Raw genomic sequence first — 16,730 nt, 5'->3', positions numbered from 1 at the left:
CATGACCACCGCCACCACCGCCGTCACGCAGCAGCGCTTCCAGCTCGCCTACGGCGACTGCGACGCCGTCGGGATCTCGTACTTCGCCATCAACTACCCGTGGATGGAACGCACGTACAGCGTCTGGCTGCACTCGTTCGGCCTCGACAGCCACACGTTGCTCGACACCGTCGGCGTCTACACCGTGGGCCTGAAGTCGGAGTGCCAGTACATCACCAGCTGCGAGGTGTTCGACGAGCTGACCTGCACGGTCGTCCTCGACCACCTCGGCACCACCTCGTACGCGCTGGGATTCGACTTCGAGCGCGGCGACGAACTCGTCGCTCACGGCAAGATCACGTTCGCCGTGCGCGGCGCCGATGGAAACAAGGCCCCGATCCCGGAGCGGCTGCTCGCCGCCCTCCGGACGCTGGAGCCGCCGAAGACGACGCAACCGTAGTTCCCGCGCGAGTTCCCGCGCGCGAAGGGGGCGTCCACTCCACCGAGTGGACGCCCCCTTCGGCATCTTCGGCGTGCGCGAAATCCATTGACAATTCCCAAATTCCGCATGCAGTCGTCAGCATCGGTGATCTGGATCACTTCGACTCCGATCCCGAACCGTCCGCGGAGGCGCTCGCCCCTGAGCGACGCAACTCCCGCTCGACCGTCGATTCGACGATCCGCAGAGGCCCGAGCCACCGCAGGAGAGCCCCCGTCCCATCCCAGCCGATGCGCGAGCATCGACGGCGGCTTTCCTCGGGACGGACCTGTCGACCGGCGCGGGAGCAGCCCGCCCCGGAATCACGAAAGCGAATGGACATGGGAACCAACGAAAAGAAGGTCGTACAGAACTGGCTCGCCGCCGTCCGCGGCGATTCGGAGGGGGTGGGAGACGCGTTCACCCGCTACTTCCATCCCGATGCCACCTGGACCCTCATCGGATCCACTCCCATCTCGGGCACCTACAAGGGTCTCGAGTCCATCCAGAACGACTTTCTCGGCGCGAACTTCCGCGGCGAGGAGCGCGAAGGCCCGTCCGTGCAGGGCCTGAGCCAGGAGTACGGCATCAAGCCACTCGAGGTCGAGGACGTCCTCTCGCTGGAGGACGGGCGCGTCGTCGTATTCTGCCGCTCGGATGGCATGGGCCGCAACGGGGTTCCGTACAAGAACCAGTACTGCTGGATCGTCACCGTCCGCGACGACAAGATCGCGGCCATGCTCGAGTTCTGCGACACCGCCCTGATCGAGCAGGCGCAGTTCGACAAGATGATCGTCCCCCGGGGTACCACCACTCCCGTCTACGAACACTGATCCGCCACATTTCCCTCGACGCAAGGAGCAATCATGGCCAAGCAGGGACGACTCACCCGGGAGAAATTCGGCTACACGATGCCGGTGGACGAGCCGCTCTACCCGAAGCCGCCCGTCTACTATCGCGACATGGAGACCATCACGGTCGCCTACGAGACCGACGAGAACGCCGCGCTCGACCTCCTTCCGGAGGCAGCGGGTTTCGAACTCACTCTCCCCGCAACCGTCCGCATCGTCATCGCCAAGATGCCGTTCACCACGTTCGGTGCGTACGAGGAGGCTTACCAGTTCCTCGACTGCACGTGGGAGGGCGAGCCGTGCATCTATCCCGTCCGCATCCTGCTCAACCAGGAGTCGGCACTCGCCGCCGGCCGTGAGATCTGGGGCAACCCCAAGAAGTTCGGCCACATCGAGTGGCAGCAGGAAAGCGAGGTCATGCAGGGAATCGTGGAACGTCCCAAGGGAAGCCGCATCTGCACCGTACAGATGAAGCCGGAGCGTCCGGTCGACCTCGAGCCCTACGACATGAAGCCGATGGGCCTCCGGGTCATCCCGAATCCCGAGGGTGGGGACCCGTCGCTCGCGGATCTGGTGCTCAACTCCTGCCGTGTGACCCCGAAGCAAGCATGGTCCGGGCGCGGCTCGATCTCGTTCGGTGTGGAATCCGAACTCGATCCATGGCACACCCTGCCGATCAAACGGATCACAGACGCCCTCTACGTCCGCTCGGACATGGACGTCGCGCCGACAGCGAAGGTCGTCAAACGGTTCTTCTAACCCGCTGCGGGTCCAGCATGTGCAGCCGACTCGGATCGGACGACGAGTACGACGCGGCGCTCGCCGACTACCGCCGGCGTGGCAGCACCCTCGAGCTGGACGGCAGATTCGGTGCGGGCGCCCACTCCTCACGAGTGGGCGCCCGTTCCCGTCGAGAACTCGTTTCACCAATATGCGTTGACATCATTCGAATCGTATTTATAGTTATCAGCACCTAGTGATCCGGATCACTGTCCACCTCCGGCCCCAGACCCTCGGCGGAGCGGCACGACCCCGACCGGTGCTCCGGCACCGATCCTGCTCGACCCTCGATTCGACGATCAGGAGATCCCAGAGTGACCGCAGTCGATCCCCGCCCCATCGCCCCCGACATCCTCTCCCCCGAGTTCCTCGACAACCCGTACCCGCTCCACCGCGTGTTGCGCGACCACTACCCGGCCCTGCACCACGAGGGCACGGACAGCTACCTGATCAGCAGGTACGCCGACTGCGCCGAGGCCTTCCGCAGCCCGAAGTTCTCCAGCCGCAACTACGAATGGCAGCTCGAGCCCATCCACGGCCGCACGATCCTGCAGATGGAAGGGCGCGAGCACTCCACGCACCGCGCGCTGCTCAACCCGTTCTTCCGCGGCAACGGACTCGAACGCTTCATGCCGGCCATCACCCACAATGCCGCCCAGCTGATCGGCGACATCGTCGCGCGCAACGCCGGCGAGCTGCTCGGCGCGGTGGCCCGGCAGGGCGAGGCCGAACTCGTCTCCCAGTTCACCAGCCGATTCCCCATCAACGTGATGGTCGACATGCTGGGCCTGCCCAAGAGCGATCACGAGCGGTTCCGCGGCTGGTACTTCTCGATCATGGCCTATCTCAACAACCTGGCCGGAGACCCCGAGATCAACGCCGCCGCCGAACGCACCCATGTCGAGCTGCGCGAGTACATGCTGCCGATCATCCGCGAACGACGCTCGGGCGACGGCGGCGATCTGCTCTCGCGCCTGTGCCGCGCGGAGGTCGACGGCGAGCAGATGTCCGACGACGAGATCAAGGCCTTCGTCAGTCTGCTCCTCGTCGCCGGTGGCGAGACGACGGACAAGGCCATCGCCAGCATGATTCGCAATCTGATCGACCATCCCGAGCAGATGCGGGCCGTGCGCGAGGACCGCACCCTCGCCGACCGCGTCATCGCCGAGACGCTGCGGTATTCCGGACCCGTCCACATGATCATGCGCCAGACCGAGGACGAGGTGCAGATCGAGGACTCGACCATCCCCGCAGGGGCGACGTGCATCATGATGCTCGCGGCCGCCAACCGCGACGAGCGCCACTTCTCGAATCCGGACGAGTTCGACATCTTCCGAACCGACCTCAACGTCGACCGAGCATTCAGTGGTGCGGCCAACCACGTGCAGTTCATCCTCGGCCGCCACTTCTGCGTGGGCTCTATGCTCGCGAAGACGGAGATGACCATCGCGCTGAACCTCGTGCTCGACACGATGGACTCGATCGAGTACCAGGACGGCTTCGTACCGCGCGAGGAGGGCCTCTACACCCGCAGCATCCCCGAACTGCGCGTGAAGTTCGAACCGACCGGGAAGCTCGGCTGACAGCCGCGACAGCCGGCCGTCCGCGCATGCGATCGCGTACGCGGACGGCCGGCACTGCCGCGTCGGCGAAAGACGGCACTGCCGCGTCGACGAAAGACGGCACTGCCGCGTCGGCGAAAGACGGCACTGCCGCGTCGACGAAAGACGGCACTGCCGCGTCGGCGAAAGACGTTACTGCAGCGTGTAGTCCGTCAGTACCCGGCGACCGGGCGTGAAGGTGGCCGGGATGCGCTGGTAGCCGGTGTTCACGCCCTGTCGCGGGTACGGCTGCAGCGCCGCGAGGTCGACGTCGTAGTCCGGCATCCGTTCGAGCACCTGGCTGATCAGAGCGTGCGACATGTACCGGCCGAGGTGCGAACCGGCGCAGCGGTGCACACCGATGCCGAAGGCGGTGTGCCGGTTGGGCCACCGTTCGATGTCGATCTCGTCGGGCTTGTCGAACAGTTCCGAATCGCGATTGGCGGAGGCCCACGACAGCAGCACCCGGTCGCCCTTCTGCATGGGGCAGCCGTGGAACTCGACGTCGTGCGTCACGGTGCGGGCGAGCGCCTGGGTCGGCGAGAAGTACCGCAGGAACTCCTCGATGGCGTGATCGAGGAGATCGGGGTGGTCGATGAGACGCTGCCGCACGTCCTTGTGGCGGCTGAGCCAGACCAGCGAGTTGCTCACCAGGGACGCGGTGGTGCCGACGCCGCCGGAGATGAGCAGGTCGACGATCGCGAACACGTCGTGATCGTTCATCGGGCTGCCGTCGACCTCCTGCTGGACGAGGTAGCTGATGATGTCGTCCTTCGGATCCCGTCGCCGTTCGGTGATGGTCTGCTCGATGCGTCCGGCCAGGTACGGGAAGTCGACCTCGACCGCGCGGGTGTGCTCGGGGGTGCCCGGAATTCCCGCGAGCACCTGGAAGTGGGCGTTGGAGTAGCGGCGCCACTCCGAGACGTCGAGTCCGAGCCACTCCACCGTGACGATCGAGGGCACTCCGATGACCGACGTCAGGTCGCACTCACCGCTCTCGATCACGCTGTCGATGAAGCCCGCGACGTGCCGGTCGATGGTGGGCTTCATCTTCTCGACGGCGGCCGGCGCACTGACCGGGTTGACGATCCTGCGGTACTTGCGGAACTCCGGGGGATCGAGCTCGATCGGAATATGGTCGTGATGCGGGGTTTTCGGGATCACCACGGACAGCCCGTCGCCGCCGTACTCGCTGCGCGCCGAGGAGAACGTCTCGTCGTCGCGGGCGGCGTCGAAGACCGAACTGTAGTCGGAGAGCACCCAGTATCCGCCGTGAGCGGGAGTCCAGCCGATCTTGACGGTTTCGCGGATCTTCCGGTACGACTCGGCCGGGTCGGCCGAGTGCTCGGGCGAATTGTGGTCGAAGTGGACGACCGGACAGCGAGCGGGGCTTTCCATCGTGCGTTCCTTCCGAGACGGGATTCGTTGGCGGCGAATCGGGTTCTAGGCCTTGGCGAGCAATCCGGCGTCGATGGGCAGGACCACGCCGGTCACGTACCGGGCCTCGTCGGAGGCCAGCCAGACCAGGGCATTGCTGATGTCGACGGCCTCGACCCAGGGGACGTCGAGTTCGTTGCGCCGGCGGCAGTGGTCGACGATGTCGGCCTGCGTGGGCGACTCGAGGTCCGGACGGTAGATGCGGTACATGGCGTCGTTCTCGATCATGTCCGTCCGGACGGTGCCGGGGTTGAGGGTGTTGACCCGGATGCCGTGTTCCCCCAGCTCGTTGGAGAGGGTGCGCATGAGGCTGACGACCCCGCCCTTGCTGGCCGCGTAGTGCCCGAGGTTGCGGCTCGCCCGGATCGCCGCGACCGAGCTGGTGAGCACGATCGCACCGCCGGTACCCTGCTCGATCATCCGGGGCACGACGGCCCGCACGGTGTGGAAGACACCGGTGAGGTTGACGTCGATGACGTTCTGCCATTCCTCGTCGCTGAGATGCCAGGTGGGCGTGAAACTGACGATGCCGGCGTTGGCGCTGACGATGTCGAGGTGCCCGAACTCGTCGACGGCGTCGGAGACGAGGAGGTCGAGGGCCGCCTGGTCACGCACGTCGACCACCCGGGACAGGCAGCGGCGGCCCGTCGCCTCGACGAGCCGGTGGGTCTCGGCGAGGTCGTCGGTGGTGGCGAGCGGATACGCGACCGTGTCGACGTCCTTGCAGGAGTCGAGGATCACGACGTCGGCACCCTCCTCCGCGAGGCGGACGGCGTTCGATCGTCCCTGACCCCGGGCGGCGCCGGTGACCAGCGCGACCTTTCCGGCTACTCGTCCCATGGGTGCTCCCGTTCTCATTGTATGCGTACTGTGACGAACCGCACTCTAATGCTTATCATGATTATTAGCTAGTGAGCCCGCAAGGTCCGAAGGTCCCCGATCGCCGGACACCTACGTCCCGTGCCGGCACAGGTTCCGGAGCCGCGCGCACGGCAGTCAGCCGCGACAGCAACGAACGGCTGTCGCGGCTGACTGGGGACCGCGCGGATATTCGGCAGGGATCCCTCCCCTGATCCGTCAGGCGAGCGACACCGGCCGCAACGGCGCCGCGGCCGGATCCGCCGACGGATCGGCCGCACGGAGCGACGCCCTCGCCGCGGCCCGGCCCGCCCGGTAGCCGAATACCAGGGCAGGGCCCAGGGTTCCGCCGGCTCCGCCGTAGACCATGCCGGTGGGGGCCGCCATGACGTTCCCGGCGGCGAACAGGCCGGGGATGACCCGATCGTCGACGTCGAGGACCGCGCCGTCGGCGTCGGTGCGCGGACCGCCCTTCGTGCCGAGCGTGCTGCTGTGGATCTGCACCGCATGGAAGGGGGCCCGCGCGACGGGTCCCAGGGTGGATTCCACGCCGGGGTACCTGTTCTTGTCCCCGACGAACCCGTCGTACACGCTCTCGCCGCGGTGGTACTCGCTGTCGTGGCCCCGGCGCACGTCCTCGTTCCAGTGGGCGACCGTCGATTCGAGGGTGTCCGCGGGGACGTCGATCTGCCGTGCCAGATCGGCGAGAGTGTCGGCCCGCACGACCCACTCCGGGGCTTCGGTGCCCGGCGCGGCCCCGAACGCCCCGTACTTCTCGACGTGGTCGGCGTCGAAGATCAGCCAGCACGGCTGGTTCAGGTAGTCGAAGTCGTGCGCGTCGAGCTGGTGGAACGCCCCACCGAGCGCGTTGTAGTTGGTCGCCTCGTTGGTGAACCGCCGGCCGAGCCGGTTGACCATGATCGAGTGCGGCGCAGTGCGCTCCCGGTGCACGAGCTGGACGGCCTGGGCACCGTTCGCCCGTTGCCCGGGCAGCACCGCGACCGGCGCCCACCAGGCCTCGCGCATGTTGCCGAGCTGCGCGCCGACGCGCATCGCCATGCGCAATCCGTCCCCCGTGCACGTGGGCACGGTGGCGGGGTGCGCCATCGGTCCGCGCAGGAAGTCGCGCCGCAGCCGCTCGTCCCATTCGAAGCCGCCGGTGGCGAGCACGACGCCGTGCTCCGCGCGCACGTCGTGCGCCCCGTTCCGCCCCTCGAACCGCACGCCGGTGATGCGGCCGGACTCGTCCTGGATCAGCCGCACGCCCCGCTCCCCGGTGTGCACGGCGACGCCCTCGTCGAGGCAGCCCTGGAGCAGGGCCGCGATCATGCCGCGGCCCAGGCCCTCCACGCGGTCCCGCTCCCGCTGCTCGAGCACGTCGGGGGGAAGGTGGCCGGTGCCGCCGCCGATGGGGGTCTCCGCGACCGTCATACGGCGCGGGACCCCGACGAGCTTGTCCTCCCATCGGCCGAGGTCGATGAAGCTGAACAGGTCGGGTTCGAGGGAGCGTCCGCCCTGCGGCATCCCGCCGGGCCGCTCGGGGTGGTAGTCGGGGTAGCCGGCGACGAGGCGCATCTTCAGCGGCGTGGTGTCGAGCCAGTCGAGCAGTTCGGGAACGGTGTCGACGAACGCCTCCGCGAGTTCGGGCAGGATCATCCCGTGCGACAGGGATTCGAGGTAGGCGAGGGACTGCTCGCGCGAGTCGACGATCCCCGCCTCCCGCGCGTACCGGTTGTTCGGCAGCCACGCCACGGCGCTCGACAGGCACGTGGTACCGCCGAGCAGTTCGCCCTTCTCGAACACGCCCACGCGGGCACCGCACCGGGCGGCCGACAGGGCGGCGCACAGTCCGGCACCCCCGCTGCCGAGCACGATGACGTCGTAGGCGTCCGATCCGTCGTTGTCTTGCATCGTAATTCCCTCTCTCGGGATGGTTCAGTCGAAGGTGGGTGACGGACTCGGCCGGAGTCGTCCGTCCTGCTCGGCGGGGGACGGCGGGTCGGGTGCGGCCCCGGCCGTGAGGACCGTCCCGTACGTCGCGGTCGGCGTCGCGTACCGGACCTCGAGCCGGCGTTCGCCGAAGTACCAGCGCCCGGCCCGTCTCACGTAACGGTCGTGGTACCGCAACGCGAGAATGCTCTGCACCCCCGCCTGCGCGAACTCGACGTGGCAGGGCACGACCCCCTGCGCCGTGTCCTCATCGGTGAAGTCCACTGTGCCGGGGTGCGGGGTGTGCACGCTGACCCCGTCGTATCCGTCGAGCGCGGCACGAACGTAGGTGATGATCGCGTCCCGCCCCCACAGCGATTCCGACAGACCGTGGAACGCGGCGTCCGGCGTATACAGCGCGGCCAGCGTCTCCATGTCGTGGTCGTCGACGGCCAGGGCGTACCGCGTCGCCAGTTCGCGGATCTCGAGGACATCCTCCGTCCGTCGCGGGTGGCGGTCCCGGCCGTCGAGCATGTCGTGTCCTTCCGTCGCAGAGCGCGTTTCGGGGCCTGTCACTACTTCACCAGGGCGCCGGCGTCGATCGGCATCGTGATGCCGGTGACGTAGCGGGACTCGGCTCCGGCGAGGAACAGAACGGCGTTGCTGACGTCGTCGGGCTGCACGAACGGGACGTCGAGGGCGTGCATGCCGTGCAGCAGCGGTTCGACCTGTTCCCGGGTGGGCTGCGGCTCGTCCGGGAGGAACAACTTGTAGATCGCGTCGTTCAGCAGCATGCGGGTCTCCACGTTGGTCGGCAGGACCGCGTTGACCCGGATACCTTCGGGGCCGAGTTCGTTGGCGAGACTGCGCATCACGCCGAGCACGCCGTGCTTGGCCGCCGCGTAGTGGGCGTTGTTCGGCAGGCCCTTCAGTCCGGCGATGGAGCTGATCAGCACGATGCTGCCGCCGCGGCCGCCGGCACGCAGGTGCGGGACGGAGGCCTTCACCGTGTTCCACACGCCGGTGAGGTTGATGTCGATCATGTCGCGCCAGATATCGTCGGTGAGATCCTCGACCGGATAGCTGCCGGCGATCCCGGCGTTGGCGACGACGACGTCGAGGCGGCCGAACCGCTCGACCCCCGTCGCCACGGCCTTGGCGACCGCGGCCGAATCCCGCACGTCCGCTTCGGTGGCGACGATCTGCCGCCCCTCGGCCTGCACCAGGCGGACCGTCTCGTCGAGGTCCGCCCGGGTGGCCATGTCGTACGGGGCGCCCTGCACCGGAGCGCACAGGTCGATCGCGATGATGTCGGCGCCCTCGCGGGCGAGGCGCACCGCGTGGTTGCGCCCCTGTCCCCTCGCCGCACCGGTGACGAAGGCAACCAGGCCGTCGAATCCCATGACGTGAACCTCTCTCTCGACTCGCTCTTCGGTTCGCGTCACGGACCGGGCGACCGTCCCCGCGAGGAGGCCGGCCGGGCTTGCGTGCAGAGCGGTGGATCGCGAGACGCGAGAAGAACGGAAACGGAAGAAATCTCTGCATATGATTATGCTCACATCGGACCCGGGAGGTCAATGGTCGATTCGGCGAGCACCCCCGGGTTCACGGTCCGCCCGTCCCGTTCCACCGGCGCGAAATCTCTTGAAGATGAACCTTTCAGATCGAGAAGGGGCGCGCGTTCCCGGCAGTGGGGCCGATACGCGGTCCCGGCGTGAAGCGCGCGGGAATTCGCTTCCAACCGGGATTGACCGCCTGGTGCGCGAACGGTACCACCCGATCGTGCAGGATCTCGTAATCCGGCATGCGGCACAGGATCTGGCCGAGCATCTCGACGGACAGCGCACGGGCGATGTGCGCCCCGGCGCACCGGTGCACACCCATGCCGAACGCCGTGTGCCGGTTCGGCCACCGCTCGATGTCCACGGTGTCCGGGTCGTCGAACGCCTTCGGGTCGCGGTTCGCCGACGCCCAGCCGAGGAGCACGCGATCGCCCGTGCGGAAGTCGTGCCCGAGGAACTCGACATCACGAGTCACCGTGCGGGCCAGGGCCTGCGTGGGCGAGAAGACGCGCAGGAACTCCTCGATCGCCCGCGGCAGCTTCTCCGGGTGCTCGGCGAGGGTGCGACGCAGCTCGTGGTTGCGGTCGAGGTACATCAGCGTCTGGCTGACGAGGGAGGCGGTGGTGCCCACGCCGCCGGAGATCAGCAGCTCCGCCATGGCGAATACCTCGTCGTCCGTCACCGGCCGGCCGTCCACCTCCGAGCCGACGAGGTGACTCAGCACGTCGTCCCGCGGCCGTACGCGCCGCTCGGCGATCGCGGCCCGCAATTGCTCCTCCATCCACGGGAACTCGACGGAGATGGCGTGCTCGAACTCCGGCGTGCCCGGCAGGTCGGAGAGCGCGGCGTGATGGGCGTGCGCGTACCGCTCCCAGTCCGCCGGCGGCAGGCCGAGCCAGTCGATCGTCACCACGGCCGGCACGCCGATGACCGTCGCGAAGTCGCACGTGCCGGCCTCGATGACCTGGTCGATGAACCACGTCGTGTACTTCTCGATCGCCGGCCGCAGGTGCTCGACGGCCGCCGGGGAGGTCAGCGGGTTGATCAGCTTGCGGTACTTGCGATGTTCCGGAGGATCGAGTTCGACGGGGATGTGGTGGTTCACCGGCGTCTTGGGGATGACGGTGGCCAGGCCGTCGCCGCCGTAGGGGCACCGCGCGGACGAGAAGGTCTGGTCGTCGCGGGCGGCCTCGAACACGCCGTCGTAGTCGGTGAGCACCCAGAAGCCGCCGTGACGGGTCGACCGGACCACCGGCCCTGCCGCCCGCATCCGACGGTAGGAGCCGACCGGGTCCTCGGCGTGCGCGGCGGAGTTGTGGTCGAAGTCGACCACGGGACAACGCGGTTCGGTGCTCCGGTCGTCGAGCGTCATCGGACTTCTCCTGTCGGGCTCGTGGACGCCATCGCCGAGGGGGCCACCATGGTGCGGGCGTCGATCGACACGATCTCGCGCATTCCGGGAACGATGTCGCGGCCGAGGTCGTCGAGGTACGCGACGACGTCGTCGGCCGTCATGTCGGGCCACTGCGCGCGCACGATCACCGGATCGACCGGCACCTGCGCCGCGAGAGCGCGCAACTGGCCGAGACAGTCGTCGGGGGTTCCGACGATCGCCTCCGCGGCGGCGACCTGCCGGAATCGTTCGGTGAGGGCGGTGGCATCGCGGGTGTCCAGTTCCCGCTGCGCGTAGGCCAGGAGGCGTTCCCGCGCCATGGATTCGAAGCGCCGGAACGCGTCCTCGGTGGTGGCGCCGGGAACGATCTCGCGGCGCAGCGGATGCCGCGCCACCGGCGGCCGCCCGTGCTTGTGCCGCGCCGCGGCATAGACGCCGAACATGCGGTGCATGTCGTCGGTCCGGGTTTCGGGCGTCACCGGCCACGCGTCGCCCAGTCGTGCGGAGCGCCGGACGCCGGAATCCTTCAGTGCGCCGATCCAGATCGGCGGGTGGGGATCCTGCCAGGGACGGATGTGGGTCTTGACCCTGTCGAGCCGCCAGAACCTGCCGTGGAAGTCGACCTCGTCCTGCGTCCACATGAGCCGGATGATCTGCAGCGCCTCGTCCATCATGGCGAACCGCCGGTCGAAGTCGACGCCGAACGCGGCGAACTCCTCGCGCCGGTATCCCGCGCCGGCGCCGACGATGAGGTTGCCCCGGGTCAGGATGTCGAGGGTGGCGAGTTCCTCGGCGAGCGCGACCGGATGGAACAGCGGCACCTGCACCACCATCGTGCCGATCTTCACGCCGGGGTCCAATTCGGCCGCGATCCGCGCCAGGGTCGGGATCGGCTGCAGCCAGCGCAGGTTGCCGTAGATGTAGTGGTGGCCCATCACGATGTAGCGCACGCCGTTGCGCTGCGCGGCCTCGACCTGGCGCAGCAGTCCGTCGAGGTGCTCGCGCGGCGACAGCGTGGAGTGCACGTCGCCGAGGATCACACCCAGGTCCATGTCTTCCTCGCTTCCGTCGACGGCTCGAGCAGCCAGTGCCGCAGCTTCGCCTTGGCAACCTTGTTCAAGGTGGCGCGCGGGAACTCCGGTACCAGGTGGACCTCGCGCGGTCGTTTGAAGTCGGACAGCAGTTCTGCGCAGGCCCGTTCGATGTCGGCCGGCAGGCCGTCGGGCGCGGCGCCGTCCGGGATCACGAAGGCGACCGGGACGTCGCCGAGCATCGGGTCCGGTTTCGCCACGACGGCGGCCTCCCGGACGCCGGGCACCGCCGCGACCACGCGTTCGATCTCGGCGGCGGCGACGTTCTCACCGCCGACCTTGAGCATGTCCTTGGACCGCTCGACGAACCACAACTGCCCGGAGCGGTCCTGGCGCACCCGGTCTCCGGTGCGGAACCAGCCGTCGGCGGTGAAGGCCTCCCGCGTCGCGTCGTCGTTGTGCAGGTACCCGGCGAACAGGGACACACCCGGTGTTCCGCGCACCCACAGGTCACCCACCGTGCCGGGCTCGACGGGACGGCCGTCGTCGCCGACGACGGCGACGGCGTACTCGGGGGCCGGACGTCCCATGGTCCCGTCGGGGTCGGGATGGGCCAGTTCGCTGACGACGGGGTGCGACACGGTCTCCGTCATGCCGAACCATCCGGTCATGCGGATCCCGTCGGCCACCGAGTGCTGCGTCGCGCTGCCCGACCAGTGCCGGTAGGTGTGGCCGGCCGGAACGGGAGCACCGTCGAGGGCCCGGAGCATGAACGACACCACCGATGCCCACGTGCACCGGTGCCGGAGCGAGACGTCCCAGAAGCGGGACGCGGAGAACTTCGGGGTAAGCACCACGGTGGCCCCCACCCACAGCAGTCCCAGAAACGAGTAGCCCAGGGCGTTGGTATGGAACAGCGGCAGAGTGATCAGTCCGACGTCGGTGCCCCGCAGCCCGGCGTGGGCGGCGTTGACCCGGGCGGCCCAGAGGCAGTTGGCGTGTGTCCAGACCACGGCCTTGGGCCGCGCCGTCGTCCCGGAGGTGTACTGGATGCTCGCGGGCGCGAGCGGATCGATGGACACCGGCGCGGGTGCCCCGGCGGCCCGTCCGAGCGCGCCGAGGCTGCCGGACGCCCTTTCGGGCACGGTACCCCCCGGTGCCGCGGCCTCGAGGGTCTCGGTGCCGCCGGTCGTCGCGATCCACTCCAGGCCGGGCATGGCGGCCCGCGCGGCCTCGGCCGACCGGGTTCCGATCAGCGCGGCCCGGGGGGCGCAGTGCCGGTCGTAGTAGGCGAGTTCGTCGGCGCTGCTGCGGGTGTTGAGGCACACCGCGACCGCGCCGGTCGACACGATCGCCGCCCATCCGACGAGGAAGTCGGGGCAGTTGTCCATCAGCAGCACCACACGGTCACCGGGTGCGATGCCGCGCGCCTGCAGTCCGGCCGCGAGCCGATCCACCGCGGCGGCGAATTCCGCATAGCTCCAGCGCTGCGCCTCGGCGCCGGTGTGCGGCTCCCAGATGAGGAAGGTCGTCTCCGGCCGGTCGGTGCGCCACCGGTCGAGCAGCCACGGCACGGTACGGCTTCCGGTAGACGCGCGGACGGCGAGGTCGGGTGCCGGTCCGTCGAGGATCGGGTACGCGGGAGCGTGTGCGGGCATTCGGGTTTCGGTGGTCACGACGGCACCTGCCAGTTCAGGTGCCTGATCCGGAAGAACTCGGCGAACCCGTCCTCGCCCATCTCGACGCCGGTGCCGCTGCGCTTCGATCCGCCCCATGGCACGTCCGCCCGCATGGGGCCGCCACCGTTGATCGCGACGGTGCCGGTGTCGAGGCGCCGAGCCACGGCCACCGCCTCGGCGTGGTCGCCGAAGACGCTCGCGTTGAGTCCGTACGGGGAGTCGTTCGCGACGGCGACCGCCTCGTCGACGTCCCGGTACGGAAGGACCACCGCGACGGGAGCGAACAGTTCCTCCCGGCAGATCTCGGCGGAGTTGTCCACACCCGTCACCAGGGTCGGCGGCAGGAACCAGCCCTTGCCCACCGGCCGCTCGCCGGCGACCGAGATGCGGCCGCCGGCGGCGACGGCGCGGTCGAGGTAGCCGCGCACGCGCGCGAGGTGCTCGGCGGAGATCAGCGGCCCCACTTCGGTGCGCTCGTCGAACGGGTCGCCGGTCGGCACGTTCTCCTCGATGAAGCCCGCTGCCAGATCGAGGAATTCGTCGATGCGATCGTGTGGAACGAGGATCCGGGTGGTGGCGCCGCAGCCCTGTCCGGCGTTGCGGCAGAACCGCAGGATCGACGGTCCCACGGCGGTGGACAGGTCCGCCGACGGGAGAAGGATGTTGGGGGACTTCCCGCCGAGTTCAAGCACGACCTTCTTGTGGGTGGCCGCGGCCTGTGCCATCACGGCCGCGCCGACGGCGGAGGATCCGGTGAAGCTCACCATGTCCACCCCGGGGTGGGAGCTGAGCAGTTCGCCCACGGCCGGTCCACCCGGCACGAGATTCAGCACGCCGGGCGGCAATCCGGCCTCGTCTGCGAGGTGCATGAAGGCCAGCGCGGACAACGTGCCCCGCGGCGAGGGCAGCAGGACCACGCTGCAGCCGGCGGCGAGCGCGGGCGCCACCTTCCACGAGATCATGTTCAGCGGGTAGTTGTACGGCACGATCGCCGAGACCACGCCGATCGGCTCGCGCAGCAGGAGGCTCTCGGACGACACCGCGCCGCGGATGCCGGGCAACCGCTCCTGGTAACCCCCACGGGGACCACGCAGCGCCGCGTCGGCGAACCACCGGAAGTTGATCGCCGGCTGCGCGACCTGCAGGGTGCGGGCCAGACCGATGGGTGATCCGACCTCCCGCACGACCAGTTCGGTGAGTTGCCCGGCGTGCTCGTCGATCAGGTCCGCCAGCCGCCGCAGGACCTTGGCGCGCTGGTCCGGGGAGGCGGCGCGCCATTCCCCGGCGTCGAAGCTGCGGCGGGCGGCCGTGATCGCGCGTTCGGTCTGCTCCCGGTCAGCGGCGGTCCACCGTGCCAGCGCCTCCTCGGTGGCGGGATCGATCGAGTCGAACGTCTCGCCGCGCCCGGTCTCCCCTCTGCCGCCGACGTGCACGGACGGGCCGTGCGCCGCCCGGGCGAACAGGTCGTGGATCATCGCCTCTCCTCGCGTCCCGGAACGTCGATGTCGAGAATCAGGGACTGGTAGGACTTTCCGTGCGGGTCCACCCGCAGGGACTTGGAGACCCCGCCCGCGAGGGCACGGGTGAGGACGAAGTTCAGGCAGCAGTTCACCGGGATCTCGTAGCGGGTCACCTCGCCCTCGACGAGGTTCCCGAACGCCTCGGCGACGATGTCCTCGGTGAGCACCGACCGGAGCCAGTCGTAGTCGGCGTCGTCGTGCGGGAACACGCAGATGTTGCTGGTGTCGCCCTTGTCGCCGGAGCGGCTGTACGCGACGTCACGAAGTTTCATGCGGTGGTCACCTCCACGGACAGGGGTACCTCGCTGCGGGGCAGCAGGGCGGGGGTCACGACGACGGCGGGGACGACCGAGGTGACCACGCCACCGCCACCTGCGGGACCGAAGTACAGGTATTCGACCTCGTAGGCGGCGGCCTTGGCGACGTCGGGATCGAGGGCCCGGGCCGCGAGCCGCAGCCGCACCTCCGCCGGCTCGCCGCCGGCGATCCGGTCGCCGAAGAGGGTGTCGACGCCGTGCAGTTCGATCCGCAGTTCGTCGATCTGCGCCCGGATCGGTTCGAGGCGCCGGCGCACGATCTCCTCGGCGCGACGGGCGCGGTCGACGCAGCCCGGTCCGCCGTAGGAGATCTCGGCGACGGCCTTGTATCCGAGGTCGACGCCGACGAGCACCTTGAGGGTGTCGGGCCGGGCGGATCCGCGGGCGCCGGACAGGCGTACCCGGTCGGGCCCGGCCTGTTCGATCCGCACGTCGCTGAAGTCCGCGGTCACGTCGGGGGTGAGATAGCGCGCGGGATCGTGGATCTCGTAGTAGAGCTGGGTGCGGGTGGTGCGCAGGTCGACGGCCCCGCCGGTGCCGTCGAGCTTGGTGACGATCAGCTCGTCGTCGTCGATCTCGGCCAGGGGGAAGCTCAGGTTGTGCGGGTCGGGGACGACCCGGTACGGCGGGTCCTCGAAGTTGCCGCCGGTGCTGTGGACGCCGCACTCGAGCAGGTGCCCGGCGAGGGTCGCGGTGCCGACGCGGTCCCAGTCGTCGAGCGACCATCCCAGCTCGTGGCAGATCGGCCCGACGAACAGGGACGGGTCGGCGATCCGGCCGCCGAGCACGATCTGGGCGTCCTGCCGCAGGCAGTCGACGATCGGATCGGCTCCGATGTAGGCGTTGGCGGAGACGATCCGGTCGGCGAGCGCGCGCGTGGTGGTGCCGAGTTCGGGGAGCGCGACGTCGGCGGCCGTGACGGCGTCCCGCACGTCGTCGCCGCGGATGATGCCGATCCGGGTCCCCCCGAGCCCCAGAGCGCGCAGATTGACGGCGAATTCGGCCGCCGCGGCGTCGGGATTGGCGGCACCGAAGTTGCCGACGACGCGGCCTCCCGACGCGAGGAAGCGGCGCAGGATCGGCACCAGGGCGGAGATGCGTTCGTCCTGGCCGGCCGACGGATCGCGCAGGCGGCGGATCTGGGCCAGCGCCATCGTGCGTTCGGCCAGGCAGTCGAAGCCCATGTACCGGACCCGGCCGCTGTCGGCCATGGCGGCCGCTGTCTCGAGCCGGTCGTTGGCGTAGGCCGAGCCCGAGCCGATACTCAGCTGCATTGGTACCTCGTCTCGTTGCGTGCGTCGGCGAACCTGCTGAA

Annotated in this window: 15 protein-coding genes; 4 read left to right on the top strand and 11 right to left on the bottom strand. The window is 69.1% G+C overall.

Annotation, left to right across the window (positions count from 1 at the left end):
* Position 1 precedes the first annotated feature (1 nt).
* The 4 genes from A4U64_RS26455 (at position 2) to A4U64_RS26440 (ending at position 3,671) form a co-directional block, all read left to right on the top strand.
* Positions 2-439, top strand: coding sequence for an acyl-CoA thioesterase (locus A4U64_RS26455; RefSeq protein WP_006934119.1), 438 nt, complete (start codon positions 2-4; stop codon positions 437-439).
* A 359-nt stretch (positions 440-798) separates the two neighbouring features.
* On the top strand, positions 799-1,290 hold the full coding sequence (locus tag A4U64_RS26450; RefSeq protein WP_144415056.1) for a nuclear transport factor 2 family protein: 492 nt from the start codon (positions 799-801) through the stop codon (positions 1,288-1,290).
* 33 nt (positions 1,291-1,323) lie between these two features.
* Complete coding sequence (locus A4U64_RS26445; protein ID WP_006934121.1) at positions 1,324-2,067, top strand: acetoacetate decarboxylase family protein; 744 nt, start codon at positions 1,324-1,326, stop codon at positions 2,065-2,067.
* A 335-nt stretch (positions 2,068-2,402) separates the two neighbouring features.
* A complete protein-coding gene (locus tag A4U64_RS26440) occupies positions 2,403-3,671 on the top strand; it encodes a cytochrome P450 (protein ID WP_065923357.1) in 1,269 nt (422 codons plus the stop codon).
* 171 nt (positions 3,672-3,842) lie between these two features.
* Here A4U64_RS26440 and A4U64_RS26435 read toward each other — a convergent pair whose 3' ends face one another.
* The 11 genes from A4U64_RS26435 to A4U64_RS26385 all read right to left on the bottom strand — a co-directional run bounded on the left by A4U64_RS26435 (position 3,843) and on the right by A4U64_RS26385 (position 16,689).
* Complete coding sequence (locus A4U64_RS26435; RefSeq protein WP_006941607.1) at positions 3,843-5,087, bottom strand: cytochrome P450; 1,245 nt, start codon at positions 5,085-5,087, stop codon at positions 3,843-3,845.
* A gap of 45 nt (positions 5,088-5,132) precedes the next feature.
* Positions 5,133-5,966 carry a mycofactocin-coupled SDR family oxidoreductase gene (locus A4U64_RS26430; protein WP_006941613.1) on the bottom strand — a complete coding sequence of 278 codons (834 nt, stop codon included), beginning with the start codon at positions 5,964-5,966 and terminating at the stop codon, positions 5,133-5,135.
* Positions 5,967-6,203: 237 nt separating this feature from the next.
* Positions 6,204-7,895, bottom strand: a complete 1,692-nt coding sequence (locus A4U64_RS26425; protein ID WP_043802030.1) for an FAD-dependent oxidoreductase — start codon at positions 7,893-7,895, stop codon at positions 6,204-6,206.
* A gap of 24 nt (positions 7,896-7,919) precedes the next feature.
* Complete coding sequence (locus A4U64_RS26420; protein WP_043802029.1) at positions 7,920-8,447, bottom strand: nuclear transport factor 2 family protein; 528 nt, start codon at positions 8,445-8,447, stop codon at positions 7,920-7,922.
* A gap of 41 nt (positions 8,448-8,488) precedes the next feature.
* Entirely contained in the window at positions 8,489-9,316 is an 828-nt protein-coding gene (locus A4U64_RS26415) for a mycofactocin-coupled SDR family oxidoreductase (RefSeq protein ID WP_043802027.1), read from the bottom strand.
* A gap of 256 nt (positions 9,317-9,572) precedes the next feature.
* Positions 9,573-10,847 (bottom strand): cytochrome P450, encoded by a 1,275-nt coding sequence (locus A4U64_RS26410; protein WP_043802025.1) that lies wholly within the window; start codon positions 10,845-10,847, stop codon positions 9,573-9,575.
* Positions 10,844-11,920 (bottom strand): LLM class flavin-dependent oxidoreductase, encoded by a 1,077-nt coding sequence (locus A4U64_RS26405; RefSeq protein ID WP_043802024.1) that lies wholly within the window; start codon positions 11,918-11,920, stop codon positions 10,844-10,846. Before A4U64_RS26405 ends, A4U64_RS26410 begins: the two co-directional genes overlap by 4 nt.
* The gene (locus A4U64_RS26400) at positions 11,905-13,557 is read right to left on the bottom strand and encodes an AMP-binding protein (RefSeq protein WP_206531103.1); all 1,653 of its coding nucleotides are present in this window, start codon (positions 13,555-13,557) and stop codon (positions 11,905-11,907) included. Before A4U64_RS26400 ends, A4U64_RS26405 begins: the two co-directional genes overlap by 16 nt.
* A gap of 14 nt (positions 13,558-13,571) precedes the next feature.
* Positions 13,572-15,053, bottom strand: a complete 1,482-nt coding sequence (locus A4U64_RS26395) for an aldehyde dehydrogenase family protein (protein WP_051446159.1) — start codon at positions 15,051-15,053, stop codon at positions 13,572-13,574.
* Complete coding sequence (locus tag A4U64_RS26390) at positions 15,050-15,370, bottom strand: AtuA-related protein (protein ID WP_006941630.1); 321 nt, start codon at positions 15,368-15,370, stop codon at positions 15,050-15,052. The genes A4U64_RS26395 and A4U64_RS26390 overlap by 4 nt, the downstream gene beginning before the upstream one ends.
* The gene (locus A4U64_RS26385; protein ID WP_006941631.1) at positions 15,367-16,689 is read right to left on the bottom strand and encodes an acyclic terpene utilization AtuA family protein; all 1,323 of its coding nucleotides are present in this window, start codon (positions 16,687-16,689) and stop codon (positions 15,367-15,369) included. The genes A4U64_RS26390 and A4U64_RS26385 overlap by 4 nt, the downstream gene beginning before the upstream one ends.
* Positions 16,690-16,730: the final 41 nt, after the last annotated feature.

The sequence above is a fragment of the Rhodococcus sp. WB1 genome (assembly GCF_001700945.1).
GTDB lineage: Bacteria > Actinomycetota > Actinomycetes > Mycobacteriales > Mycobacteriaceae > Rhodococcus > Rhodococcus aetherivorans.
This window is presented reverse-complemented; position numbering and strand designations above follow the sequence as displayed.

What these genes read in the sequence shown, in the direction of transcription:
- A4U64_RS26455 (WP_006934119.1), top strand. Translation starts at nt 2, where the DNA reads ATGACCACCGCCACCACCGCCGTCACGCAGCAGCGCTTCCAGCTCGCC.
- A4U64_RS26450 (WP_144415056.1), top strand. Translation starts at nt 799, where the DNA reads ATGGGAACCAACGAAAAGAAGGTCGTACAGAACTGGCTCGCCGCCGTC.
- A4U64_RS26445 (WP_006934121.1), top strand. Translation starts at nt 1,324, where the DNA reads ATGGCCAAGCAGGGACGACTCACCCGGGAGAAATTCGGCTACACGATG.
- A4U64_RS26435 (WP_006941607.1), bottom strand. Translation starts at nt 5,087, where the DNA reads ATGGAAAGCCCCGCTCGCTGTCCGGTCGTCCACTTCGACCACAATTCG.
- A4U64_RS26430 (WP_006941613.1), bottom strand. Translation starts at nt 5,966, where the DNA reads ATGGGACGAGTAGCCGGAAAGGTCGCGCTGGTCACCGGCGCCGCCCGG.
- A4U64_RS26425 (WP_043802030.1), bottom strand. Translation starts at nt 7,895, where the DNA reads ATGCAAGACAACGACGGATCGGACGCCTACGACGTCATCGTGCTCGGC.
- A4U64_RS26420 (WP_043802029.1), bottom strand. Translation starts at nt 8,447, where the DNA reads ATGCTCGACGGCCGGGACCGCCACCCGCGACGGACGGAGGATGTCCTC.
- A4U64_RS26415 (WP_043802027.1), bottom strand. Translation starts at nt 9,316, where the DNA reads ATGGGATTCGACGGCCTGGTTGCCTTCGTCACCGGTGCGGCGAGGGGA.
- A4U64_RS26410 (WP_043802025.1), bottom strand. Translation starts at nt 10,847, where the DNA reads ATGACGCTCGACGACCGGAGCACCGAACCGCGTTGTCCCGTGGTCGAC.
- A4U64_RS26405 (WP_043802024.1), bottom strand. Translation starts at nt 11,920, where the DNA reads ATGGACCTGGGTGTGATCCTCGGCGACGTGCACTCCACGCTGTCGCCG.
- A4U64_RS26400 (WP_206531103.1), bottom strand. Translation starts at nt 13,557, where the DNA reads ATGCCCGCACACGCTCCCGCGTACCCGATCCTCGACGGACCGGCACCC.
- A4U64_RS26395 (WP_051446159.1), bottom strand. Translation starts at nt 15,053, where the DNA reads ATGATCCACGACCTGTTCGCCCGGGCGGCGCACGGCCCGTCCGTGCAC.
- A4U64_RS26390 (WP_006941630.1), bottom strand. Translation starts at nt 15,370, where the DNA reads ATGAAACTTCGTGACGTCGCGTACAGCCGCTCCGGCGACAAGGGCGAC.
- A4U64_RS26385 (WP_006941631.1), bottom strand. Translation starts at nt 16,689, where the DNA reads ATGCAGCTGAGTATCGGCTCGGGCTCGGCCTACGCCAACGACCGGCTC.